23 protein-coding genes are annotated in these 22,204 nt (G+C 67.8%); 9 read left to right on the top strand and 14 right to left on the bottom strand.

Annotated features, from left to right (window positions below; translation table 11 throughout):
* Positions 1 to 2: 2 nt before the first annotated feature.
* The 3 genes from EJO71_RS28495 (at position 3) to EJO71_RS28485 (ending at position 2,607) form a co-directional block, all read left to right on the top strand.
* A complete protein-coding gene (locus EJO71_RS28495; protein WP_240651861.1) occupies positions 3 to 806 on the top strand; it encodes a hypothetical protein in 804 nt (267 codons plus the stop codon).
* A 224-nt stretch (positions 807 to 1,030) separates the two neighbouring features.
* Entirely contained in the window at positions 1,031 to 2,002 is a 972-nt protein-coding gene (locus tag EJO71_RS28490; RefSeq protein WP_125952020.1) for a tripartite tricarboxylate transporter substrate binding protein, read from the top strand.
* 251 nt (positions 2,003 to 2,253) lie between these two features.
* Complete coding sequence (locus EJO71_RS28485; protein ID WP_125952019.1) at positions 2,254 to 2,607, top strand: alpha/beta hydrolase; 354 nt, start codon at positions 2,254 to 2,256, stop codon at positions 2,605 to 2,607.
* A 73-nt stretch (positions 2,608 to 2,680) separates the two neighbouring features.
* On the opposite strand, the gene EJO71_RS28480 is transcribed toward EJO71_RS28485, so the two are convergent.
* Entirely contained in the window at positions 2,681 to 3,265 is a 585-nt protein-coding gene (locus tag EJO71_RS28480) for a DNA-3-methyladenine glycosylase I (RefSeq protein ID WP_125952018.1), read from the bottom strand.
* Between the two features lie 64 nt (positions 3,266 to 3,329).
* Between EJO71_RS28480 and EJO71_RS28475 the strand changes: the two genes are divergently transcribed.
* Both EJO71_RS28475 and EJO71_RS28470 read left to right on the top strand, forming a co-directional pair.
* Complete coding sequence (locus tag EJO71_RS28475; protein ID WP_125952017.1) at positions 3,330 to 5,069, top strand: dipeptidase; 1,740 nt, start codon at positions 3,330 to 3,332, stop codon at positions 5,067 to 5,069.
* Positions 5,070 to 5,208: 139 nt separating this feature from the next.
* Entirely contained in the window at positions 5,209 to 6,957 is a 1,749-nt protein-coding gene (locus tag EJO71_RS28470; RefSeq protein WP_125952016.1) for a dipeptidase, read from the top strand.
* Here EJO71_RS28470 and EJO71_RS28465 read toward each other — a convergent pair.
* The 8 genes from EJO71_RS28465 to EJO71_RS28430 all read right to left on the bottom strand — a co-directional run bounded on the left by EJO71_RS28465 (position 6,941) and on the right by EJO71_RS28430 (position 14,166).
* Complete coding sequence (locus EJO71_RS28465; protein WP_125952015.1) at positions 6,941 to 7,441, bottom strand: MerR family DNA-binding protein; 501 nt, start codon at positions 7,439 to 7,441, stop codon at positions 6,941 to 6,943. The genes EJO71_RS28470 and EJO71_RS28465 overlap by 17 nt on opposite strands.
* Positions 7,442 to 7,542: 101 nt before the next feature.
* Positions 7,543 to 7,860, bottom strand: coding sequence for a chaperone modulator CbpM (locus tag EJO71_RS28460; protein ID WP_125952014.1), 318 nt, complete (start codon positions 7,858 to 7,860; stop codon positions 7,543 to 7,545).
* Positions 7,861 to 7,862: 2 nt separating this feature from the next.
* Positions 7,863 to 8,825 carry a DnaJ C-terminal domain-containing protein gene (locus EJO71_RS28455; protein WP_125952013.1) on the bottom strand — a complete coding sequence of 321 codons (963 nt, stop codon included), beginning with the start codon at positions 8,823 to 8,825 and terminating at the stop codon, positions 7,863 to 7,865.
* A gap of 57 nt (positions 8,826 to 8,882) precedes the next feature.
* On the bottom strand, positions 8,883 to 9,545 hold the full coding sequence (locus EJO71_RS28450; RefSeq protein WP_125952012.1) for a histidine phosphatase family protein: 663 nt from the start codon (positions 9,543 to 9,545) through the stop codon (positions 8,883 to 8,885).
* Positions 9,546 to 9,558: 13 nt separating this feature from the next.
* On the bottom strand, positions 9,559 to 11,961 hold the full coding sequence (locus tag EJO71_RS28445) for an acylase (RefSeq protein WP_125952011.1): 2,403 nt from the start codon (positions 11,959 to 11,961) through the stop codon (positions 9,559 to 9,561).
* 94 nt (positions 11,962 to 12,055) lie between these two features.
* Positions 12,056 to 12,637: a glutathione S-transferase family protein gene (locus tag EJO71_RS28440; RefSeq protein ID WP_125952010.1), complete on the bottom strand. Its 582-nt coding sequence runs from the start codon at positions 12,635 to 12,637 to the stop codon at positions 12,056 to 12,058.
* A 34-nt stretch (positions 12,638 to 12,671) separates the two neighbouring features.
* Entirely contained in the window at positions 12,672 to 13,310 is a 639-nt protein-coding gene (locus EJO71_RS28435; RefSeq protein ID WP_125952009.1) for a CDP-alcohol phosphatidyltransferase family protein, read from the bottom strand.
* A gap of 115 nt (positions 13,311 to 13,425) precedes the next feature.
* Entirely contained in the window at positions 13,426 to 14,166 is a 741-nt protein-coding gene (locus tag EJO71_RS28430) for a glutamine amidotransferase (protein WP_125952008.1), read from the bottom strand.
* Positions 14,167 to 14,272: 106 nt separating this feature from the next.
* Between EJO71_RS28430 and EJO71_RS28425 the strand changes: the two genes are divergently transcribed.
* The 3 genes from EJO71_RS28425 to EJO71_RS28415 are packed head-to-tail and all read left to right on the top strand — an operon-like array spanning position 14,273 to position 15,506.
* Complete coding sequence (locus EJO71_RS28425) at positions 14,273 to 14,740, top strand: hypothetical protein (RefSeq protein WP_125952007.1); 468 nt, start codon at positions 14,273 to 14,275, stop codon at positions 14,738 to 14,740.
* Between the two features lie 7 nt (positions 14,741 to 14,747).
* Positions 14,748 to 15,212 carry a ribonuclease HI family protein gene (locus tag EJO71_RS28420; RefSeq protein ID WP_125952006.1) on the top strand — a complete coding sequence of 155 codons (465 nt, stop codon included), beginning with the start codon at positions 14,748 to 14,750 and terminating at the stop codon, positions 15,210 to 15,212.
* A 45-nt stretch (positions 15,213 to 15,257) separates the two neighbouring features.
* On the top strand, positions 15,258 to 15,506 hold the full coding sequence (locus EJO71_RS28415; RefSeq protein WP_125952005.1) for a DUF3297 family protein: 249 nt from the start codon (positions 15,258 to 15,260) through the stop codon (positions 15,504 to 15,506).
* A 13-nt stretch (positions 15,507 to 15,519) separates the two neighbouring features.
* Here EJO71_RS28415 and EJO71_RS28410 read toward each other — a convergent pair whose 3' ends face one another.
* Entirely contained in the window at positions 15,520 to 16,536 is a 1,017-nt protein-coding gene (locus EJO71_RS28410) for a DUF2272 domain-containing protein (protein ID WP_240651547.1), read from the bottom strand.
* A gap of 54 nt (positions 16,537 to 16,590) precedes the next feature.
* The gene (locus tag EJO71_RS28405; RefSeq protein WP_125952003.1) at positions 16,591 to 17,796 is read right to left on the bottom strand and encodes an FAD-dependent monooxygenase; all 1,206 of its coding nucleotides are present in this window, start codon (positions 17,794 to 17,796) and stop codon (positions 16,591 to 16,593) included.
* A 146-nt stretch (positions 17,797 to 17,942) separates the two neighbouring features.
* On the opposite strand from EJO71_RS28405, the gene EJO71_RS28400 reads away from it, so the two are divergent.
* On the top strand, positions 17,943 to 18,746 hold the full coding sequence (locus EJO71_RS28400) for a helix-turn-helix transcriptional regulator (RefSeq protein ID WP_125952002.1): 804 nt from the start codon (positions 17,943 to 17,945) through the stop codon (positions 18,744 to 18,746).
* Between the two features lie 13 nt (positions 18,747 to 18,759).
* Here EJO71_RS28400 and EJO71_RS28395 read toward each other — a convergent pair whose 3' ends face one another.
* The 3 genes from EJO71_RS28395 to EJO71_RS28385 form a co-directional block, all read right to left on the bottom strand.
* Positions 18,760 to 19,536 carry a DeoR/GlpR family DNA-binding transcription regulator gene (locus EJO71_RS28395; RefSeq protein ID WP_125952001.1) on the bottom strand — a complete coding sequence of 259 codons (777 nt, stop codon included), beginning with the start codon at positions 19,534 to 19,536 and terminating at the stop codon, positions 18,760 to 18,762.
* Between the two features lie 158 nt (positions 19,537 to 19,694).
* Positions 19,695 to 21,947, bottom strand: coding sequence for a phospholipase C, phosphocholine-specific (locus EJO71_RS28390; protein ID WP_125952140.1), 2,253 nt, complete (start codon positions 21,945 to 21,947; stop codon positions 19,695 to 19,697).
* A gap of 41 nt (positions 21,948 to 21,988) precedes the next feature.
* On the bottom strand, positions 21,989 to 22,171 hold the full coding sequence (locus EJO71_RS28385; protein WP_125952000.1) for a hypothetical protein: 183 nt from the start codon (positions 22,169 to 22,171) through the stop codon (positions 21,989 to 21,991).
* Positions 22,172 to 22,204: the final 33 nt, after the last annotated feature.

Here is a 22,204-nt window from a genome sequence, read left to right as displayed (position 1 = left end):
CGATGCTCCTGGCTCCTTTTTCGGGCTGGGCGCAGAGCCGGGCGGAAGCGCTGCTGCAGTTCGAAGGCGTGCAGGCGCGCTATCAGGCGTCTTATGCGCCGGGTGCCGTCGCGCGCGGTGCGAGAGAACTGCTGGACCCCGACGACCAGGCCATTGCCGACAAGGCACTCAAGGCGCTCGACACGGCGGCCGGGCGCGCATTCAACACTGCCGCCTCTGTGGCCGCCATCCAGCAGGAGGTGGCATCGGCCGGCAACGGCGGCGCCGCAATCAGCCCGCAGGTGCAGGCCGCCGTGGCCCACTTTGTGAAGCTGCGCACCGACTACGCCGCCATGAGCGAAGCCGGCAAGGCCGAGTTCTTCAATCGCGAGCGTGCCAAGCCAGCCGACCCTGTTCGCACCGAGTTGCTCGAACGCATGGCGGTGGCCGATGTGCGCGAAGTCGACTTCTCGAGCCAGCTGCTGATGAGCGCGGTGGTCAAGCAACTGGCACGTGGCAACGGCGGCCAGTTGAGCTCGCTGCCCGATCGCACGCTCGACATGGCCCTCGACACGCTGTGGTCGCGCGGCGTGACTTCGACGCGTCCGCGCAACCTGATGCTCGTCGCGCGCGAGTTCGAGAGACAGGTGACGCAGGCTCAACTCGCCGCGCTGCCCGATGCCGATGTGGCGGCCCTGCTGGCCTGGCGCAACGACCCGCAGGCCGCGGCCGAGCGCGAAGCGCTGGTGGGCACGTACCGCGCCGAGGTCAAGGGCAGCGGCGGCGTGGCGCTGCGCACGCTGATACGCGCCTGGCCGCGCTCGTGAGGAGCTTCAGGCGCATTCGCGACATCCGTCGCTAGGACAAATCCCGAGGCCCAAACGGGGCCCGAGGGCGTGCAATGCCCGGTGCCTTGCACCGCGCAGCCGCAACCTCGATTTTGGGGAGCCCCTCCATGAGCATCGGTCGTCGAAGCTTTGCCGTATTGGCTTCAGCATTCGCGCTGGCTGGCATCAAGGCCGACTGAATTCACAACACAGGAGAACTCCCCATGCTTTCCAGAACACACTTTGTCTCGCTTGCCATCGGGCTTGCCGCGTCGGTCGTCGCGCAAGGCGCCGCCGCGCAGGCGTGGCCCGCCAAGCCGATCAGGCTCGTCGTGCCCTTCTCGGCGGGCGGTGCCAACGACCTGATGGCGCGTGCCGCGGCCGAGGGTGCTTCGAAGCTGCTGGGGCAGCCGGTGGTGGTCGACAACAAGCCCGGCGCGGGCGCGATCCTCGGTGCCGACGTGGTCGCCAAGAGCGCGCCCGACGGCTACACCTTCCTGGTGAGCGCGGCCGGCGTGGTGTCGAACAGCATGATCAAGAAGAGCATGCCGTACAAGGACGATGCGCTGGTGCCGGTGGCCATGATCGCGCTCGCGCCTTCGGTGGTGGTGGTGCCGGCCGACGCGCCGTACAAGGACTTGAAGGAGTTCGTGGCCGCGTCGAAGAAGTCGGGCAATGGCTTTCACTGGGCCACCGCGGGCACTGGCAGCACGCCGCATTTCGTCGAAGGCATCCTGCAGACGAAGTACGGCGGCAAGCTCGACGTCGTGCCCTACAAGAGCGGCTCGGAGTCGATCACTGCCGTGCTCGGCAACCAGGTCGAGGCGACCTCGGAAGCCAGCATCGTGGTGCTGCCCTACGTGAAGAGCGGCAAGCTCAAGGCACTGGCGGGCACGTGGACGCAGCGCATATCGGCATACCCCGAGCTGCCCACGGCGGCGGAGGAGGGCTTCCCCGACATCCGCATCGCGCATTGGGCCGGCGTGCATGCGCCCCGTGGCACGCCCGACGCGATCATGGACAAGATGGCCGCGGCCGTCGACGCGGCCATGAAATCGCCCGAAATCTCCAAGCGCCTGAAGGACATGGGCATCGAGCCTGTCGGCGGCACGCGCGCGAGCTTCGCGAAGTTCGTCGACGAAGAACGCGCGCGGCTCGGTAGCGTGGTCAAGGCCACCGGCATGAAGGAAGACTGAGCCGGGGCGCCTAGCACTTTTTCTGAAAAGCGGCGGTTGGCCCGCAAGTTGCTACTTGACGGTCTAGAGGAAAAGTATGCAAACTCTCCCCGTTTTTGACGACTGAAAGGGCACTTGGATTAGCGTCGTCAAAAAGTTCCCGGTCATTGTTTCAATTTCATGAACACTGCGATTCATTCTTCATAGGGTTTGCCCTAGGGATCGTGGTGCACACTTGCGGCACCCAAAAGCCCAATGAAGAAGGAATTGAAATGAAGACCTCGAACATCCTCGCTGCCGCCGCTCTGTCCCTGCTCGCCGCCGCTGGCGCCCACGCAGAAACCTACGAAGGCGTTCAGCCCCTGACTTCCGGCTACAGCCGCGCCGACGTGGCGCCCCAGGCCGTGGCAGCTGCCCGCGCCGGCAACGCTTACGGCGACAACGAAGGCGCTGCCTCGACCGCAACGCCCGCCCTGGCCGCTTCAGTCGACCGCGCCACCGTCCGCAGCCAGGCTGTTGCCGCTGCACACGCCCCGGGCCAGAACCTGCGTCCCGAAACCTTCGCTGGCAGCGTGATCCCCGCGCAAGCAAAGGGCCTGACCTTCACGCGTCAAGCCGGCCTGTAATTGATGGCGGCGCAAGCCGCTTCAGTCACACGTCAACAGAAAACCGGACCTGCGAAAGCAGCGTCCGGTTTTTTCATTGGTGCTTCGGTTTGTGTTTCGTCCCGTGCCGGTGGCAATCGTGCGCGTGGTCGTCGACGATGCCCGTGGCCTGCATCCACGCGTAGACGATCACCGGCCCGACGAACTTGAAGCCGCGCTTCTTCAGCGCCGCGGAAATATCTTCCGACAGCGGTGTCTTCGCCGGCACGCTGCCCGTGCGATTCACGATGGGCTTGCCGCCCGCCATGCCCCAGATGAATTCCGAGAAGTCTTCGCCCTTGGCCTGCATCGCGAGGTAGGCGCGCGCATTGCCGATGGTGGCCTTGATCTTCGAGCGCGAGCGCACGATGCCGGCGTCCTGCATCAGCCGCTCGACGTCGGCCTCGGTGAATTTGACGATCTTCTCCGGGACGAATCCCTTGAAGGCCTTGCGGAAGGCGTCGCGCTTGCGCAGGATGGTGAGCCACGAGAGTCCGGCCTGGAAGCCGTCGAGCATCAGCTTTTCCCACAGCGCGCGGCTGTCGTGCTCGGGCGCGCCCCATTCGGCGTCGTGGTAGGCGGCCAGCAGCGGGTCGGTCTGGGCCCAGGCGCAGCGGATCTTGTCGGTGCTGTTGCTCATTGTTCGTTCGATTCTTCGCTCGGCTATCGTCGCAAGATGTTTTCAGAATGAGGGGGAGACCCTGATGCAGCAATCTCGATTTTCATTTTCGGCGCTTTCGCTGGGCATTGCGCTCGCCCTTGGTGCACAGGCGCACGCCGAAACGATCAGGAAGCCCCAACTCGATCAGCTCGCCGCCGCGTGGCAGGCCGGCAAGCCGCCCGCCGACTTCAATGCCTTTCTCGCCCAAGCCGCAAAGAGCCAGCCCGAATTGCAGGGCAGCGTGACTGCCTACCGCAGCAGGAAGGCGACGCTGGCCGGCGACGACCTCGTCAACATCGCGCGCCTGCTCGGCCTCTACAACCGACTGAAGAACCAGCAGGCCGTGATCGCGAGCATCGGCACCATGGTGGCGATCCCGACGGTGCGCAACGTGCAGGTGCCGCCCCATGAGAGCGCGCCGATCATCGAGTTCGGGCAGCTGGTCGAGAAGATGGCACGCGACTTCGGGCTTGCCTACCGCAACGTCGACAACCGCATCTTCGAGGTCAGCCTGAAGGGCAAGGGCTCTGAGGAGTTCGGCATCCTCACGCATTCCGACGTGGTGCCGGCCGTGCTGTCCGAATGGGTGCTCGACGATGGCACGAAGCTCGATCCCTTCAAGATGACGCGCGTCGGCGACTTCCTCTACGGGCGGGGCACCATCGACGACAAGGGCTCCATCGCCGCAGTGCTCTACGCCATGAAGACGGTGAAGGAAAGCGGCCTGCCCATCGATCGCAGCATCCGCCTGATGATCGAGACCACCGAGGAGACCGGCGGCGACGCGATGCAGTACTACCGCAGCAAGACGCAGCTGCCGGCCTACAACATCGTGCTCGACAGCAAGTACCCGGCAGTGGTGGCGGAGAAGGGCTCCGGCGCGCTGAAGGTGCTGTTCCCGGCTGAAGCGAGCGATGCAGCATCGACCGCGATCACGGCGATGACGGGAGCGGTATCAGCCAATGCGATCTCGCAGACGGCCACCGCCACGCTCAAGGGCGGCGACCTTGCCGCAGCGTTCGCGAAGCTCGAAGCCGCGAAGCCGGTCTTCCTGCAGAAGTACGAAGGGCAGGGTGGCAAGTTCGCCATCGACATCGCGCGCGGCGCGGACAGCATCGAGTTGAAGGTGACGGGCGTCTCCGCTCATGGCTCGCGGCCCGAGGAAGGCGTGAACCCGCTGCCGCGCCTCGCGCTGTTCCTGCAGGAGTCCGGCGTGCCGCTGGCTGCCAATCACTACCTGAAGGCCGTGAAGTACATCGACGCGCTCTACGGCACCGGCTATCTCGGCGAGAAGATGGGCCTCGGCTACGCCGACGACTTCATGGGCCCGCTGACCTTCTCGCCCAACCTCGTGCGCATGGGCAGCGACGGCAGGCTGGAAGTCACCGTCAATGCGCGCATGCCTCGCGGCCGCACGCCCGAAGAACTCAAGGCGCAGGTCACGGAGAAAATCAATGCGTGGGCGAGCGCGAACAACGTGAAGCTCGAAGTCGCCTATGAGCAGGGCAACTGGATGGCACGCGACCCTAAGGGCGCTTGGCTCTCCACGCTGCTGAACATCTACGGTGACACCACCGGTCTCGAGGCCAAGCCCGTGCCCACCGCAGGCAGCACCACCGCGAAGCTGATGCCCAATGCCATCAACTTCGGGCCGGCGATGCCCGGCAAGAAGTACACGGCGCACAACGCGAAGGAGTACAAGGAAGTGCCCGATCTCGACGCCGACATGCAGATGTTCACCGAGATGCTGGTGCGCATCGGCAATCTGCAGCAGATGCAATAGCGGACGCGGCGTTCGCAAACTTAAAGCCGCTCCTTCCCTCTCGTGCGCAACGTTTCTTCGTAGTGCGCGAGAGCATCTTGCAAGGCGTGGCTCGGGTATCTTTGAAGGCTTCCATTTTCGTGAAAAGGGAGTCACGTTCATGCCTCAGTTCCGCTTCTCTTTGCCGGCCCTCACCATGGGCCTGATGGCAGTTGGCCTCACCGCACCGGCCTTCGCAGAGACGATCAAGAAACCCGAACTCGACCGGCTGGCCGCAAGCTGGCAAGGCGGCAAGCCCGCGTCGAGCTTCAATGCTTTCCTGGCGCAAGCCGAAAAGGCCAACCCCGCGCTGAAGCCTGCTGTGGCTGCTTATCGCAAGAAGGGCAAGAAGGCACCGCTTGCGGGTGACGACCTCACCAACATCGCGCGCCTGCTCGGGCTCTACAACCGCTTGCACAACCAGAAGGCCGTGATCGCAAGCCTCGGCGCCATGGTGGCGATTCCGACGGCGCGCAACGTGCAGATTCCGCCGCACGAGAACCCGGCGATCATCGACTTCGGCAAGCTGGTCGAGAAGACGGCGCGCAGCTTCGGGCTGGAGTACCGCAACGTCGACAACCGCATCTTCGAAGTCAGCCTCAGGGGCAAGGGCAGCGAGGAGTTCGGCATCCTCACGCACTCCGACGTGGTGCCCGCGGTGCTGTCCGAATGGGTGCTCGACGACGGCACCCGGCTCGATCCGTTCACGATGGTTCAGGTGGGCGACCGTCTCTACGGGCGGGGCACCATCGACGACAAGGGCTCCATCGCCGCAGTGCTCTACGCGATGAAGACGGTGAAGGAAAGCGGCCTGCCCATCGAGCGCACCATGCGACTGATGATCGAGACCACCGAGGAAACAGGCGGCGACGCCATGGAGTACTACCGTGGAAAGGTGCCGCTGCCGGCCTACAACATCGTGCTCGACAGCGGCTATCCGGCAGTCGTGGCCGAGAAGGGCGCGGGCTCGCTGAGCGTGTTCTTCCCCGCGGAGAAGACCGACGGCAGCGTCACCGCGATCACCGACATGGGCGCCGCCGCCGCGGTCAATGCGATCTCGCAGACTGCCACCGCCACGCTCAAGGGCGGCGATCTCGCGGCCGTGTTCGCGAAGCTCGAAGCCGCGAAGCCGGGCTTCCTGCAGAAGTACGAACCCCAGGGCGGCAAGTTCGCGATTGCCGTCACGCGCGGCGCGGACAGCATCGACATCAAGGTCACGGGCACGTCGGCCCATGGCTCGGAGCCCCAGAACGGCGTGAATCCGCTGCCGCGGCTGGGCCTCTTCCTGCTGGAGTCCGGCGTGACGCTGGCCGACAACCAGTTCCTCAAGGCGGTGAAGTACGTCGATGCACTCTACGGCACGGGCTATCTCGGCGAGAAGATCGGCCTGGGCTACAGGGACGACTTCATGGGGCCGCTGACCTTCTCGCCCAACCTGATCCGCACCGGCGCCGACGGCCGGCTGGTCGTGGCGGTCAACACGCGCATGCCGCGCGGCCGCACGCCCGAGGAGCTCAAGGTACAGGTCACCGCGAAGATCAACGAGTGGGCCGCTGCGAACAAGGCGGCAGTCGAGATCAAGTACGACCAGGGCAACTGGATGGCGCGCGACCCCTCGGGCCAGTGGCTGACGACGCTGCTCAACATCTATGGCGACACCACCGGCCTCGAAGCCAAGCCTGTATCCGCGGCCGGCGCCACCACAGCCAAGCAGATGCCCAACGCGATCAGCTTCGGCCCCGGCATGCCCGGCAAGAAGTACACGGGGCACAACGCCAAGGAATACAAGGAAGTGCCCGACCTCGATGCCGACCTGCAGATGTTCACCGAGATGCTGGTGCGCATCGGCAATCTCAAGCAGATGCAATAGCAGCAGGCGCGCAGAACCCCTTGAGCTCCAGCAGTTCGTCGAGGATGGGGCAGGCGGGCTGATGGTCGCCGAGGCACAGGCCGGCGAGGCGCTCCAGCACGCGCTTCGTCGCCTGCAGTTCCTCGATGCGCGATTCGAGCTCCTCGCTCCGGCTCAGTGCTATGCGCTTCACTTCAGCACTCCTGCGATGCTCGTTCTGCCGCAGAGCGAGCAGCCTTGTGATGTCGCTCATGCCGAAGCCCAGCGCATAGGCCCTTCGCGCAAAGCGCAGCACGCTGACATGCTCATGCGTGTACCGATGTCCGTAGGCGCCTTGAAGCAGGCCGTGGGCCTCGCATTGGCGCAGCAGCCTTTCCGAGACGCCCGCACGGGCCATGGCCTCTTCCATTCCCAGTCGCCGGCCGACGGCTGGGGCGTTGCTTTTCGTCGTTGCGGCTTCGGGCGTGCTGCAGCATCCGTGCGGTGAATTGGTGCGAGGGTTCATGCGACCTCCTGTTGAAGAGGCCCGCAGTCTTCGGCTTCGCATGATGTCAAGGTCAAGCGGACGATCCGCTTTCCCCTGGAGCTAGGAGGGGCGATGCCGCGTCAGCCCAGCCCGCGTGCGTGCAGCGCCGCCTTGAGCCGCCGCACCTCGTGCTGCAGGTCGAGGATCAGCGCCGCCGCGTCGAGGTTCACGCCGAAGTCGCGCTCCAGCCTGCGGGCCTCGAGCGCACATTGAAGGTCGGTACTGGAGAACTGCCAGCGTTCGGGCGCCGACTCGGTGGTTTCAATGTGCAGGATACCGACCTCGACCAGCTGCACGACCCAGGCGGTATCCGCGCCGACGGCATGCGCCAGTTCGCTCGCTGCGAGCGGTTGCGAGGCGCTGATGGCGGTGGCGCTCGTGAGAGTGAAATTCACCATGCTCAGACTCCCAGATGCTGGCGTGGATGGAAGGATGCCGTGGCTTGCGCCAGCTGCTCGTAGGCCTTGCGCGCGTCGTCGCCGTCGGCGGGCGGCACCGCGATGTCGAGCACGAGGTACAGGTCGCCCGGCGTCTTGCCTGCGAACCCGCGGCCCTTGAGCCGCAGCTTCAGGCCGTTGCGCGCATTGCGGGGCACGGTCACCTCGACGAGGCCACCGGTGGGCGTGGGCACCTGCACCTGCGCGCCCAGCGCGGCTTCGGTGGGCGTGACGGGCAGCGTCATGTACAGGTCGCGCTCCTCCACGCGATAGAGCTTGTGCGGCGCAATGCGCACTTCAAGATACAGGTCGCCCGCAGGCTCGCCGCCGTGGCCGGGCATGCCTTGCCCTGCAAGGCGGATGAATTGGCCCGGGTGCACGCCCGGCGGGATCTTCACGCTGAGCGTGCGGTTCTCCCACTGCGGGTGGCCCTGCGCATCGATCGTCTGCGCGCGAAGCGTGATCTCGCGCTCGGCGCCGTTGAGCGCGTCTTCCAGCGTGATCTCGATGGCCGCATGGTGGTCTTCGCCGCGCGCGCGGAAGTTCTGCCGCGCGGCGCCACGCCGCTCGGCCTCGCCGAACAGCGACGAGAAGAACTCGCTGAAGTCGGCGTGGTCGGCTGGCCCCTGGCGCGGGCCGCGGTGGAACTCGAAGCCCTCGTCCCAGCCCGGCGGCGGGCGGAAGTCGCCCTCGGGGCTGCCGCCGCGCGCGACGCGGTCGGCCAGCGCGTCATAGGCGGCGCGTTTTTCCTTGTCGCCGAGCACGTCCTTGGCCTCGTTGATGTCGCGCATGCGCTGCTCGGCATCGGGCTCCGTGCTGACGTCGGGGTGGTATTTGCGGGCGAGCTTGCGGTAGGCCTTGCGCACTTCGTCGTCGGACGCGGTGCGGTCGATGCCCAGAGCGCTGTAGTAGTCCTTGAATTCCATGGTGCTTGGTGTTTCGTTGAGTGGACGGCATCGAGACCAGGAGCGCTCCCGGGGCGGCTAGGCCAGGGCGGCGTCGCCGTCGGCTTGCCGCAGCAGCGGCGTAACGGCCCATATGGGGCCGCGGCGCTCGAAGCGCAAGGGCTGTGCATTGCCGAGCAGGCCGAGGTCGACGGGCACGCCCAGCAGGGCGGCCAGTGCGTAGAGCGTTCCGCCATGTGCCACCACCAGCACCGGGGCCGGCAGCCGCAGGGCGGCGTCGATGGCATCGCGCGTGCGTGCGACGAACTGCGTGAGCGTCTCGCCGCCCTCGGGCTCGCAGGCCCAGTCGATGTTGGCGGACGAGGTGCCGATGAGCGCGCCGAAGTTGCGCTCACGCAGCGCCGCCTGCGCGGTGGGCACGAGCCGCAGTGCCGTGGCCACGGTATGCGCGGTGTCGTTGGCGCGTCGCGCATCGCTGCACACGACGGTGCGGATCGGTTCGCCCGACAGCAGCGTTGCCGCGCGCGCGGCCTGCTGCAGGCCCAGCTCGCTCAGGGGCTCGTCTACCGCCTGGAAGATGCGCAGCGCGTTGCGGCCGGTCTGCCCATGGCGCAGGAAGTAGAAGTGGTCGCAGTCGGGCGCGAGCGGCTGCGTTTCCGCGATGCGGATCAGCTCGTCGAGCCCGTTCGGGGTGGCGTGGGCGGCGTGGGCGGCGTGGGAGGAGGCGGTCTGTTGCGACATGGATGAAGTGCTGTCAGTACGCGAGCTGCAACGGCGTGCCCTCGCGCTGCGCCCGCACGTCGGCGGGGTGGAACGGTAGCGGGTGCCACTGCTTGGCCGCGAACAGCGGCAGCTGGTCGTAGGCGCGCGGCGAGCTGAGATCGCTGCTCTGGCCATAGGTCAGCAGGCCTTGCGCGACCGGCCCGTTGGCATCGAAGGTCACGACTTGCATGTAGCTGCTGCCGTAGTTGACGTTGTAGCCCTTCGGATCGATCAGCGACTGGCCCTGCGACTCCAGCTTGTTGAGCACACCCTCGAACTCGTCGCCACCGTGCAGCGCGATCTTCTGGCCGCGCACCAGGCGCGACTGCGGCACGCCCAGCGGTACGTCGGCCGCGAAACCGGCGGTGCGCAGGATGCCGACCGCGTCGCCCAGCGCCTTGAACACGGCTTCGCGCGTGGCCGGCGTGGCCATGTCGAGCCCGGCCGGCGTCGTCACCGGCTGCGCGGGGTCGAACGGCACGCGCCAGACCTTCGGCACGTCCTTCGTCTTGCGCCAGAACTCGCGGAACAGCGGCGCGCCCTTCGAGTCGGCATTGCTGGTGCGGTCCCAGGCGGAGAGCACGCGGCAGCCCAGCGCCTGGTCGGCGGTGAGCGCGCTGCCGGCGGCAGTGCACGCGGCCTGCAGGTCATCCATCACCAGCATGCCCGCGAGATTCCTGTCGCGGAAGATCACCCTGCGCAGCTCGGCAGCGCCCATGCGATTGCCGGGCAGGCCGTCGCTGCCCGCGAGCCGGCCCCGGATTTCCATGATCCCGCTGCGCGTGCGCAGTCGCTGCGGCACGCCGACCGGGCCCACCAGCGGCGATACGCCTGCCATCGGCGGGGTGTCGGGGTTGCTGAGCCAGAAGCTGTCGTTGCTGTTCTGCACGTAGTCGGGCGTGATGAGCACCGGCATGCGCGCCGGCGCGATGACGCCCGGCGCGGCGGCCGCGCTGTCGCGGTTCCACGCGCAGGCGCTGCGCGAGCCGTCCAGCACCGGCAACCCGGCCGCGTTGAGCAGCGCCGCGGCGGCGGGCGAGGGGGCGCAGCTCTTGAGCATGTCGGCCGACACGTCGGGCACCACCGACAGGTCGGCGTACATGGCATTGCCGTCGCGGTCGGCCGCGATGGTGTTGATCCACGGCATGCCCTGGTTGCCCATGGCGGCGCGTAGCTCGGCCACGTTGCGTGCCAGCGCCATCTTCATCCAGCTCTCGGCCGAGCGCACGTTGAGCGTGTTGGCGTCGCGGATGGCGTAGGCCTTCTGCGCGGTCCAGCCCAGGCCGGCGCGCGGCAGCGAGATCACGGGGCCCCAGTCGGTCGAATAGAAGGTGTGCTGCACCGGCGGCGTGTTGCCGCCCGTTGCCGCGGCGGGCAGCGCCACGGTGCGCGCGACCATCTTCTTCGGCTGGCCGTCGACCAGGTACACGGTCGGGTCATTGGGGTCGAGCTTCAGCTCGTACAGCGTGAAGCGCTTGCCGGTCGACACGGTGTGCGTCCAGGCCACGTCCTTGTTGAAGCCGATGGCCACCACCGGGCTCAGGCCGCCGGTGGCGCCCATCACGTCGAGCTTGCCGGGGATGGTGAGGTGCATCTGCCAGAAGCGGTTGGTGCCGGTCCACGGAAAGTGCGGGTTGCCGAGCAGCAGGCCCTTGCCGTCCGGCGTGGCGTTGCGCCCGAACGCCCAGCCGTTGGAACCTAGTTCGCCGCCCTCCGGGTTGGCGTTGAAGCTGCGGCGGCCGATTTCGGCGACGGCTTCCTTCAGGTCCACCGGCGCGGCGCCGGTCTTGGCTCCGGCGGCGGGAGGCACGGCTGCCAGCACGGCGCCGGCCAGCGCACCCAGGCCGCCCTGGATCATCGACATCTCGGTGGCGCGCGACAGGTCGCCGGCCGTCATCGGCCGCACCCAGGGCTTGCCGCGGCAGGCTTCTGGCAATCCGTTGGGGCCGGCATCCTGCAGGTAGCGGTTGTAGCCGGCCACGTAGCCGCGCAGCGCGGCCTGCACGTCGGGGCTCGTGGTGGTGGCCGCGCGCGCCAGCGCGGCGTCGTCCATGTGGTAGCGGATGAACAGGTCGATCTGCGCATTCGGCGCGCGGCCCAGGCCCAGGTCACCGGTGTTCTGCGCGCCCAGGAACTGCGAGCGCTCGCCGCGCAGCGTTAGCAGGTGCTCGGCCGTCTGGCAGACGTTGTCCTGCGCATGCGCATAGGCGCTGCCGTACGCCAGGCCCTCGTAGTCCGGCGCGGTGATGTGCGGGATGCCGAAGGTGGTGCGCTCGATGGTCACGCTGCGCGCGCCGGGCGGCGGCGTGCTCGCGCAGGCGGCGAGCAGGGCGACCAGGCCCACGGAAAGGGCCGTGAGCGAAAACCGGGAGGGCGTGGCGTTCTTCGATGTCATGCGGGCGTCTCTCTTCTTGGAATGGAACAAGGAAGCCGATTAAAGGACGTGCCTTCGCCGCGCGTTGTCACCAGCGCGGCACGCCGCGCCGCGTTCAGCCGAACTTCATGCCCTTGGGGCGGGCCTGCAGCCGGTCGACATAGGCGTCGAGCGTCGGGCGGTGCAGGACGCCGCCGAAGGCGCGGTGCCAGATGAGCATCGAGCCGATCATCACGTCGGCCGCGGTGAACTGCGCGCCGAACAGGTAGGGGCCGGAGCGCAGTTCGCGCTCGACCGCGTCCTTGGCCGCCTCGAAGCTGGTCCAGCCGCGCGCGCTGTTGTTGCTGCGGATCTTCAGGATCGCGTCGCCCATCGCGGGCTCCAGCTGCGCGGTCGAATAGACCATCAGCGACAGGTAGCGGCCCCGCTCGGGCGAGCCCACGGGCGGGGCGAGCCGCTTGCCGGGAAACTTCTCGGCCACGTACATGCAGATGGCGGCGTTCTCGAAGACGCGTGCCTGGCCGTCGACCAGCGCCGGCAGCTTGCCCGCCGGATTGATCTTCAGGTACTCGGGCGTCTTGTGGGCCTTGTCCTTGATGAGGGTGGTGACGATCTCGTAGTCGGCGCCGGCTTCGTCGAGCATCCACTTGGCGATGTGGGCGCGGCTGTGCGGGTCGAAATACAGCTTCATGGACATCGGCTTGCCTCCTGGAGTCTTGTCGGGCGGTCGGTCAGAACTTGGGAATGCGCAGCGTCTTGCTGATCATGAGCGTGCCGGAGAGCGCGAACAGCAATGCCAGCGGATGCAGCTGCCACGGCCCCACGACCCAGGCGCCGCCCCACACGTCGACGCCGATGCGGCCATGCCAGGCGGCGTACGCCAGCACGCCCACCAGCACCACGCTGGTCGGGATGGGCGTGCCCTCGAAATACTTCACCTTGTCGGAGCCGGCCGAAAGCGACTCGGCCGTCACATTGAAGCGTGCGAGCCGGCTCACGCCGCAGCCCACGAAATAGATCAGGATCGCGCAGTCCCAGCCGCCGTTCAGCCCGGCAGCGAAACCGAGCGCGGCGGGCGCCACGCCGAAGGAGATCACATCGGCCAGCGAGTCGAGTTCGCGCCCGAGGGCGGACTGCGTCTGGCGCCAGCGCGCGATGCGGCCGTCGAGCACATCGAAGATGAACGCGGCTGGCGCGAGCGCGGCGGCCCACAGGAAATGCGCGAGCGACTGGCTCGCCATGAAGGCCATCGCCAGGAACACCGCGCCCACGCCGCAAGCCGCATTGCCGAGCGTGAAGGCATCGGCCAGGTGGAACTCCCGGATCATCGAGAAATGCTTGCGGGCCGGCACGGGGGAAGGGGTGGTCATGAAAGAGAAAAAAGAGCTGGCGGGCGGCGAATGGACCGCACCTTAACCGAAGCGCGGAGCGTAGCCTGTAGTCGCGGTCCGACGCGCGCGCCGGCTGCCGGGCCGTGGGGGACGATCAGACGCCGTGGTGCGTTTCGACGATCCGCGCGAAGCGCCCGAGCACGCTGGCGGCCGCGTCGGTCTCGACCACGCGCTCGCGCAGCGCGGCCGGGTCGGCGCCGGCGGAGGCCAGGTCGCCGGCCAGCATGTCGATGTAGCCGCGCATGGCATCGGCGTCGAACTCCGGGTGGAACTGCACGCCCCAGGCATGTCCGCCCACGCGGAAGGCGTGCATGGGCTCGTGCTCGTTGCCGGCCAGTCGCACGGCGCCCTCGGGCAGGCGCAGCGCGCTCTGCCAGTGCACCGCGTGCGCAGGGAATTGCGCAGGCAGGCCGTTCAGCAGTTCGTCGGTAGCGGCCGCTTCGTCGAGGGTGACGGTGATGGTGCCGACTTCCGCGCCCTGCGGGTGGTCGCCGGCCTCGCCGCCGAGCGCATGCGCGAGCAGCTGGTGGCCGTAGCAGATGCCGAGCACCGGCGTGTCGCGCCCGACGACCTGCGCAAGCCAGGCGGCCGTGCTTTCGCTCCAGGGCTCCCGGTGAGACACCATCGCGTGCGAGCCGGTGATGACCACGCCCGACACCTGGGCCGGATCGGGCAGGGCGTCGCCATGGCGCGGATCGATCACCAGCAGCGGCAGCGCATGCGTGCCGAGTCCGTCGGCGATCCAGTGCTCGAAATCGCCGTGCTGCGCGCGCAGGGCCTCGAAGGTGCTTCCAAGCTTGACGATGACGAGGGGATGCGGTCGGGGAGTGTCCATGACGCGATCATGCCGCAGGTGCGCAACCGGCCCGCAACGGCTACAGTGGGTGACCCGGGGCGGTTCCCGGGTGTTTGACCTGACTGCGACCCGCCCAAAACATTCCATGCGCACCCTGGCTGCTTCCCTCGCGATCTTCGCTACGGCGCTTGGCGCGCATGCGGCGGAGGTGGTGCGCTGCACCGATGCCAGCGGGGCCATCTCGTACACCAACGTCGCCTGCCCGCCGGGCAGCAAGCAATCGCGGCAGGTGTCCATCCTCGAATCGCCACCGCCCGAAGCGGCGCGGCGCGACTATTCCCCGCAGCCGGGCTCCGCGCCGCCGGTGGTGCCGCCCAGCCAGGTGGCGAGCAGTCCGCCCTCGGGGCCGGCCATCATTCCGCGCTACCCCGCCGATACCCAGCCGCAGGCCGCGGCCGATCCTCCGGGCGTCGTCATCCTGAGTCCCGATCCGTACTACGACGGCGTGCGCCCCATCCGCAGGCCGCGGCCGCCGCATGCGCAGGACCCCGGTCCGCCGCCCGGCCAGCGGCCATGCCAGAACCTGGCAGGCATCAAGCGCTACAACTGCTGAAGACCGGATGAGTGCAGCAGAGCCCGGGGCCGATGGCCTCGCGTGGACCGTCTATTGCGACGGCAGCGCCATGCCCAACCCGGGCCGCATGGGCATCGGCGCCGTCATCACCGCGCCGGACGGCGAGCGGCATACGCTCTCGCAGGCCACGCACACCACTGGCTGCAACAACGAAGCCGAACTGCTGGCCCTAACGCTCGCGCTGCAGGACCTGCGCGCACGCGGCGCGACGGCGGTGCGGGCCTACAGCGACAACAGCATCCTCGTCGAGCAGCTCGACGGCCGCGCCGTTGCGCCGATCGCGCGCCTCGCCGGCCTGTTCGATGAAGCCCGGGCCCTTCTCGACAGCTTCGACGACGTGCGCGTGCACTGGATTCCGCGCCATCGCAACGCGGAAGCCGACGCGCTGGCACGTGCGGCGCTGGGGTTCGCGCCCAAGCCGCCCGCGCGGCGGACCAGGAAACGGCGATAGGTGCTACCGGGGTGGGGCGCCCGGGAGCGCCTATCATCACGCGCCATGACAGAAGCCACTTCCCGCCCGCCCCTTCCCGACCATCTCTCCATCGACCCGCGCAGCCCGCACCACGTGGCCGCCGCCTTCGAGCACGACATCGGCATCCGCTTCAACGGCAAGGACCGCCTCGACGTCGAGGAATACTGCGTCAGCGAAGGCTGGATCAAGGTGCCCGCCGGCAAGACGCTCGACCGCAAGGGCAAGCCGCTGCTGCTCAAGCTCAAGGGCACGGTCGAGGCGTACTACAAATAACTGGTCGATTTCTTCAGCGCCACTGCAGCAGCAGCGACCAGGGCTGGCGGCTCATGTGGCGATCGATGCACCCCGGCGCGCCCGGCGTGCATCCTTCGGGCAGGTAGCTCGAGTCCAGCCACCGCGTGCCGGGCGCGAAGTCGAGCCGGCGCCGCGTGACCGACTGCAGCACATTGCCGCCCACGGTGTCGAAGCCCGTGGCATCCACGGCCACCACCACGTCGCAATGCATGGGCAGTGGATCGCCGCCGGTGTCCCGTAAGGCCAGCACTTCTCCGATCTTGTCGAAGGTGTCGAGCCCGGCGTCCGCGCCGCGCGCTTGGCAGACCAGGTCGCCGACGCGCGGCGGCGTGCGCCTCAGGTCACAGGCGCGCAGGGCGTAGCGCGAACTCCTGCCCGCGGCCTCGTCGATGCCGGCCTGCCAGGCGGCGCCCGCGTAGTCGGCATGTGCCTCGGAAAACACGAACTCGTCGTCCGACAGGCCGGACTGCCGCGCCAGCCAGCTGACGAAGGCGGCGGACCATGGCGTATCGATCACCGCGACCCGCGCCAGCGCGGCCTGCACGGCGCGCAGCTCCACAGAGTCCAGCCCCTCGTCGGGGCCGACACCCATGCCCTGCAGGCGTCCGGCCGTCGCCTCGTTCAGCGCCTGCATCAGCAGATGACGGTCGGCGGGGCGCAGCCCACCGAAGCGCACCTGCGAGGGCAGGCGCGGATCGACGGCCTGCCAGTAGCCCAGCACCCGCTGCCATGGCGCGAGACCCGGCACCGTGCGGCGCGTGTCCTCTGCCTCGGAGTCGCCGGCTTCGGTCATGCGGCCTTCCGCGTCCATCGCCTGGCCGCCGAAGGCCTCGTGCTCCTGCATGGCGAAGGTCGCCATGGCGAGGGCGCGCGACGGCGAGGGGGCCTGGGTGGCGGCGTCGAGGCAGCTCGATGCCGCGAGCGCCGTGACGGGCGCAAAGGCGAGCCATAGGGCCCCGAGCAGCGCAGCCGCCCGCGGCGGAATGAAGGAGAGCAAAGGTCGCGGCATGTGGTCGCGCAGCATAGCCCGATGGCCGGGCGCGGACGGGGCGGGCCTTCGCAGTCAGCTCGTCGCGCTCGCACCGAACAGGCGGCGGGCACCGTCGTTGGAGGCCGTGATGGCGGCCCTTGCCCATGCCCGCATCGCAACCTCGTAGCCGGAGACAGCCTCGTGAAAGCCGGCGCCGCTTGCCAACGCGCTGGCGAGCGCCGCAGCATCGCGCAGCGCAGTGTTGGCGCCGACGCCGCCGGCGGGGCTCATCGAGTGGATCGCATCGCCGAGCAGCGTCACGGGGCCGGACTGCCACGCCGCGATTTCCGGCGGCGAACTGCGGACCGGCAAGACTGTGAGCGTGCGGGCATCGCCATGGGCGAACAGCGTGCGAAGCCGGGGGTGCCATCGCCGGGCAATCGCCCCGACGAGCGTTGCCAGCTGCGACTGGTCCGGCAACTCCCCGGCAGCCAGCCTCAGGCTCGCGCGCGGACCGATGAACGCCCAGTAGAGATAGTCATCGACCGGCTCCAGCCGGCATGCCGGCGCAAGCCTTGCGGCGAGGGCAGGCAGTGGTTGCCGGAACAGCATGGGGTCGAGGATCAGCGCGAAGCCGTCGGCGAAGACCACGGACGTGCCTGCCCACAAGTCCGTGCCGATGCTTTCCCGCAGCGCCGCCGTTGCGGCGGTCTTGCCATAGATGCAGGCCGCGCCGGTATCGACGGGCTCCGCCGCTGGGGCGAGCTGGGCGCGCACTGCCGAATTCACGCCGTCCGCGCCGACCAGCAGCGCCGAAGTTGTTTCCTCGCCATCGTCGAACTGGATGCGGACCTGGTTCTTGCCGACGACGTCGAAACGGCGAAGTGCCTTGCCGAAGTGCACGCGGTCCTCGATGCCGCACAGCAGGATTTCCCGCAATGTCTGCCGGTTCGCGCTGAGGTCGCGAGGTGGGACTGGGGCGTCTCCGCCTGCGTCCGGAATGCGCCAGCTTCCGGCTGGCCGCCCCTGAATCCGCTGCAGATCGCAATCCAGGAACCGGACACCCCCTGCGCTGCCGCCGCAGCTCTGGCGGAACAGCTCATGGAGATTTGCAGGCAAGCATCGCGACAGCGCCGCCTGTCCCTCGGCGTCGATCCTGATTCGATATCCCTGATCGCGGCTTGCGGCCGCCGTGTCCCGCTCGTAGACGTCGAAGGAAATGCCCGCGCTCCTGAGTCCCTGCGCGAGGCAGAGGCCGCCGAGGCCGGCTCCGATGATCGAAATGTGCGATTGCTGCATCCGTTGCTTCTCCTTGTCTGGACCGGGAGCGGCCACATCCGCTCCCGCATCGGATCGAGGCTAAGTGCCGGTTGCCGTGGCCTGATAATTTCATCAGGACTAAAAACAATGAGAAGCGGCCAACTTCATTCGACAACGGCGGGCACATGTCTTCGGACCTGAGCGAGCGCGCCGATGGCCCCGTGCTTTTCGCGCTCCGGGGCACCGACGAGCCCGGGAGCGAGTTCAGGCTCGGAACGCGCGAGTACGACTGGCACAGCCATGTGCGAGGCCAGCTCTTCTGCATCGACCGGGGCCTGGTGCGCGTTCGCACCGCGCGCGGATCGTGGCTGCTGCCGCCGCATCGCGCGGGCTGGATTCCGCCAGGCGTCCATCACAAGGTGAGCGTGAGCGGCGCCCTGAGCGGCTGGGGCGTCATGCTGCGGCCCGACGTCACCGCCGGGCTGCCGGAAGAGCCCTGCGTCATGGGCGTCGGCGAGGTGCTGCGCGCGCTGGTGCGCCGCGCATCGGGCTGGAGTGGCATCGAGCATCTGCAGCCCGAACAGGAGCGCCTTCTGGCGGTGCTGCTGGACGAGATCCGGCTAGGCCGGCGAGAGCCGCTCGCGCTGCCCATGCCGGCGGAACGCCGCCTGCTGGCGATGGCGAACCATCTGGTCGAGCACCCCGAAGACGAGCGAACGCTCGACCAGCTCGCGGCCTGGGCTGGCTTGTCGGCGCGAAGCGCGCGCAGGCACTTCGTCGCGCAGACGGGGATGAGCTTCGTCCAGTGGCGCCAGCAGGCCCGTCTTTCGATGGCACTGGAGAAGCTGGCCAACGGCGAACCCGTGGCCGTCGTCGCCGACGCGCTCGGCTATGCGACGCCCAGCAACTTCATCGCGATGTTCCGCAAGGCGTTCGGGGAATCGCCGGGCCGCTACTTCTCGCGGCGAGGCGACAGCAGCAGCGGCTGATGCCCGCGGTCGCTCAGGCGAGGATCACCCGCTCGCAGGCCTTGCGCAGCCCCGAGAGCCCCGGCAGCTCGCGCGCTTTTGCGTCAGTCACTACAACGTCGATGTCCGCCGTGCGCGAATAGGTCACGCGGCTGGCCTGGCCGATCTTGGCGTGGTCGGCTAGCAGCACCAGTTGCTGCGCCTGCTCGGCCATGGCCCGTGCCACGGTGGCCTCGTGGTGCTCGAAGCTCATGGCGCCGTGCTTCGCGTGCAGCCCCACCGGCGACAGCAGTGCGACGTCGGCGCGGTAGCGGTGGATGGCCTCCACCGTGGTGTCGCCGAAGGTGGCCTGGGTCTTCACGTCGATCTCGCCGCCCAGCAGGATGGTCTGGTTGCCGGTGAGCCGGCCTTCGCCCGCGCCAGCGAGCTTGAGCGCGATGCTCACCGAATTGGTGATGACGGTCATGCCGCTCAGCGTGGCGATTTCCTCCGCGCAGATCGACATGGTGCTGCCCGCGTCCATGAAGATCGTCTGGCCCGGCTGGAGCAGGGCGACGGCGGCCTTGGCGATGGCGCGTTTCTCGCGCTGCCGTGCCACCAGCCGCACCGCGAGCGGCGGCTCGGGCTCCGCCCTGATCGAGATGGCGCCGCCGTGCACGCGGCGCAGCTCGCCCAGTCCTTCGAGCTCGAGCAGGTCGCGGCGCACCGTTTCGCGCGACACCGCAAGGTCCTGCACGATGCGCTCCACGCTCAGTCGGGAGAAAGTGGCCAGCAGGCTGCGGATGCGCAGGAATCGTTCTTCTTGGAGCATTGGATGCGGCGTATGAAAAATGAAAGGGGCGGCGTCAGTTCGACGGCCGCCCCGGTCTGCATGTGTTTCGGGCAGGCACGGGAAGCCCGCGCCATTTTGCCGTTGCTCGTGCCGCCGGCCAGCGCCCCGATGCGGGCGCTGGCGCGGCCGCCGTGCGGTCAGAGGTCGGCGAGGCCCATGGCCGGGTCGCTCACCGAGTGCCTGCCGGTCTCGACGCGGCCGGCAAAGCGGCGGTAGAAGGCCGGATCGGCATCGCAGGTGACCGCGAAGTCATACCACTGGCCGCTGCTGGCCAGCACCCACGCCTGCTCGGCCTTGCCGCCGCCGCTCACGGTGGCGTTCCACGGGCCGTCGTCGCGGTAGGCCTTGGCGCGCACCGTGAACTTGCAGTTGCCGCTGCCGCCGTTGAGCATTTCCACCGAGACGTTGCCGTTGGTGACGTCGTAGCACACACGCACCTCGGGGTTGGGTGCGCCGCCGGCGCGAAGCCTGTTGAGGTCGCCCTTGAAGTGGCGGTGGAAGCCGTTGGGGCCGAGCACCCACAGGTCGTAGAAGCCGCTGTTGTCGGTCGCCGGGTTCCAGGTGTCGTCGAGCTGCTTGCCGGGCTCGACCATGTAGCGGCGCGGCAGGCGGTCGAGGTTGAGCTTGTCGTACACGTGGAAGACGGCGGCAGCCTTGCCGCTGTTCTTGAAGATCAGCCGCATCTGGCCCTTGATGGCGTCGGTGCGTCCGCTCACGTGCAGTTCATAGGGCAGGGCGCGCGAGGGGCGGGTGCCGGTGACCTGGCGCGGCAGCTGGGGGTCGAGCGGCAGGGGCACCTGCGGCAGCGCTTCCTGTTCGGTGCGCAGCTTGACGGCAGCGTCCTTGGTCGTGCGTCCCGCCAGAGTCGGAGGCGCTTCGTTGTTGGGCGTAGCGAAGTTGAACGCGCTCGTGAGGTCGCCGCACACTGCACGGCGGTAGGGCGAGATATTGGGCTCCTTGACGCCGAAGCACGCTTCCAGGAAGCGAATGACGGAAGTGTGATCGAACACCTGGGAATTGACCCAGCCCCCGCGGCTCCATGGGGAAATCACATACATGGGCACGCGCACGCCGGGGCCGTAGACGCGGCCGTCCGTCGATGGCGTGGAGCCTCCTACCAACGGATAGTTGTGGCGCTCGAAGGCAATGTCGCTATCGGACAGAGTGGTCTTGCCGGCAGCTGTCTTGTCCGGGTTGATCGAAGGTGCCGATGGCGAAGGCATGTGATCGAAGTAGCCGTCGTTCTCATCGAAGTTGACGAGCAGCACGGTCTTGCTCCAGACATCCGGTGCGGCGGTGAGCGCATCCAGTACTTCCTGTATGTACCAGGCGCCCTGCACCGGGCTCGAGGGGTTGGGGTGCTCCGAATATGCCTTGGGGGCCACGATCCACGACACCTGCCGCAGGTTGCCCTTCAGGATGTCCTGCTTGAAGGTGCCGAGAAAGCCGCCGTCCGGCATCGTGTTGGCAACGCCCTTGTAGAGCGGGTAGTTTGCGTCGTCGCTGACGGGGTCATACGCCGTCACCGTGGCATTCTGTGGAAAGTTGTCGCCGTCGTACCCCGCCTTGTTCTTACCCGATGCCCAGCTTGCTGCGCGGTACTGCTTGAACCCCGCGAGCGGGTTATCGGTGTAGTTGTCGGGCAGATTCTGGTAGACGATCCATTTCACATTGGCTTCTTCCAGTCGCTCCGGATAGGTCTTCCAGTCGCAACCGTAGGCGGATGTGTCCGTGTTGGTCGTCACGGGGTACTTGAGGTTCTCCCACGTGTTGTCGATCGACGCCACGCCTGCCAGGGCACCCGTGCTCAATTGACCCGATGGACCGTTGGTGCCTGTCCAGTGGAACAGCCGGTTCGAATTGGTGCCTGTGTGCATGCTGCAGTGATAGGCATCGCACAAGGTGAATGCATTGGCCAGTGCGAACTGGAACGGAACTTCGGCTTCCTTGAAATAGCCCATCGAAGCCGTGTTCTTGTAGCGAGGCCACTGGTAGATGCGCCCACCATCCCAGGCGTCCTGGCCGTCGCTCCACGAGTGCGGCGTGCCGTCCACGCGCTGCGCGTTGCCTGCACGGCCGTCGAGGTGGTAAGGCAGGATCGGCTTGCCGGCGCCGTCACTTTGCTGCCACACGTTCAGTCCCTTCGGCAGCGGAATGGTGAAGCGGTCACCGAACCCGCGCACGCCCAGCAGCGTGCCGAAGTAGTGGTCGAAGGAGCGGTTCTCCTGCATCAGGATCACGACGTGCTCGACGTCCTTGATCGTACCGGTCTTGTTGTTCGCCGGAAGGGCGAGTGCGCGGCGGATACTCGGAGGGAAGGCGCTGAGCGCGAGAGCTGCAGCGCCCGTGGTGGCAGTGCCTGTGAGGAATTTGCGACGCGAGTTCGTCATGGGCTTGTTGTTGTGCTTGGACATGGTGTGTATGGCTCGGCTCAGGGTGCGCAGCTCTTCACGGGAGCGGTGCCAGTGTCGGGTTGCGTCGGCGTGGTCGGCGGCGTCGGTGTGCCGCCGACGAAGCCGCTGCCACCGCCACCGCTTCCGCCGCAGGCGGAGAGGGCGCAGGCCAGGAGGAGCGCGGACGCAAGGCGCGCGCCGGAGAGAGCATTGATTTGCATGAATGGGTCCTCTTGTTTCGTTGTTGCCTCGAG

The organism is Variovorax sp. 679, from assembly GCF_003952185.1.
In the GTDB taxonomy this organism is placed as follows: domain Bacteria; phylum Pseudomonadota; class Gammaproteobacteria; order Burkholderiales; family Burkholderiaceae_C; genus Variovorax.
This window is presented reverse-complemented; position numbering and strand designations above follow the sequence as displayed.

Bases quoted from the DNA above. Each gene is read 5' to 3' on its own strand.
- EJO71_RS28495 (WP_240651861.1), top strand. From the start codon at position 3: ATGCTCCTGGCTCCTTTTTCGGGCTGGGCGCAGAGCCGGGCGGAAGCG.
- EJO71_RS28490 (WP_125952020.1), top strand. From the start codon at position 1,031: ATGCTTTCCAGAACACACTTTGTCTCGCTTGCCATCGGGCTTGCCGCG.
- EJO71_RS28485 (WP_125952019.1), top strand. From the start codon at position 2,254: ATGAAGACCTCGAACATCCTCGCTGCCGCCGCTCTGTCCCTGCTCGCC.
- EJO71_RS28480 (WP_125952018.1), bottom strand. From the start codon at position 3,265: ATGAGCAACAGCACCGACAAGATCCGCTGCGCCTGGGCCCAGACCGAC.
- EJO71_RS28475 (WP_125952017.1), top strand. From the start codon at position 3,330: ATGCAGCAATCTCGATTTTCATTTTCGGCGCTTTCGCTGGGCATTGCG.
- EJO71_RS28470 (WP_125952016.1), top strand. From the start codon at position 5,209: ATGCCTCAGTTCCGCTTCTCTTTGCCGGCCCTCACCATGGGCCTGATG.
- EJO71_RS28465 (WP_125952015.1), bottom strand. From the start codon at position 7,441: ATGAACCCTCGCACCAATTCACCGCACGGATGCTGCAGCACGCCCGAA.
- EJO71_RS28460 (WP_125952014.1), bottom strand. From the start codon at position 7,860: ATGGTGAATTTCACTCTCACGAGCGCCACCGCCATCAGCGCCTCGCAA.
- EJO71_RS28455 (WP_125952013.1), bottom strand. From the start codon at position 8,825: ATGGAATTCAAGGACTACTACAGCGCTCTGGGCATCGACCGCACCGCG.
- EJO71_RS28450 (WP_125952012.1), bottom strand. From the start codon at position 9,545: ATGTCGCAACAGACCGCCTCCTCCCACGCCGCCCACGCCGCCCACGCC.
- EJO71_RS28445 (WP_125952011.1), bottom strand. From the start codon at position 11,961: ATGACATCGAAGAACGCCACGCCCTCCCGGTTTTCGCTCACGGCCCTT.
- EJO71_RS28440 (WP_125952010.1), bottom strand. From the start codon at position 12,637: ATGTCCATGAAGCTGTATTTCGACCCGCACAGCCGCGCCCACATCGCC.
- EJO71_RS28435 (WP_125952009.1), bottom strand. From the start codon at position 13,310: ATGACCACCCCTTCCCCCGTGCCGGCCCGCAAGCATTTCTCGATGATC.
- EJO71_RS28430 (WP_125952008.1), bottom strand. From the start codon at position 14,166: ATGGACACTCCCCGACCGCATCCCCTCGTCATCGTCAAGCTTGGAAGC.
- EJO71_RS28425 (WP_125952007.1), top strand. From the start codon at position 14,273: ATGCGCACCCTGGCTGCTTCCCTCGCGATCTTCGCTACGGCGCTTGGC.
- EJO71_RS28420 (WP_125952006.1), top strand. From the start codon at position 14,748: ATGAGTGCAGCAGAGCCCGGGGCCGATGGCCTCGCGTGGACCGTCTAT.
- EJO71_RS28415 (WP_125952005.1), top strand. From the start codon at position 15,258: ATGACAGAAGCCACTTCCCGCCCGCCCCTTCCCGACCATCTCTCCATC.
- EJO71_RS28410 (WP_240651547.1), bottom strand. From the start codon at position 16,536: ATGCCGCGACCTTTGCTCTCCTTCATTCCGCCGCGGGCGGCTGCGCTG.
- EJO71_RS28405 (WP_125952003.1), bottom strand. From the start codon at position 17,796: ATGCAGCAATCGCACATTTCGATCATCGGAGCCGGCCTCGGCGGCCTC.
- EJO71_RS28400 (WP_125952002.1), top strand. From the start codon at position 17,943: ATGTCTTCGGACCTGAGCGAGCGCGCCGATGGCCCCGTGCTTTTCGCG.
- EJO71_RS28395 (WP_125952001.1), bottom strand. From the start codon at position 19,536: ATGCTCCAAGAAGAACGATTCCTGCGCATCCGCAGCCTGCTGGCCACT.
- EJO71_RS28390 (WP_125952140.1), bottom strand. From the start codon at position 21,947: ATGACGAACTCGCGTCGCAAATTCCTCACAGGCACTGCCACCACGGGC.
- EJO71_RS28385 (WP_125952000.1), bottom strand. From the start codon at position 22,171: ATGCAAATCAATGCTCTCTCCGGCGCGCGCCTTGCGTCCGCGCTCCTC.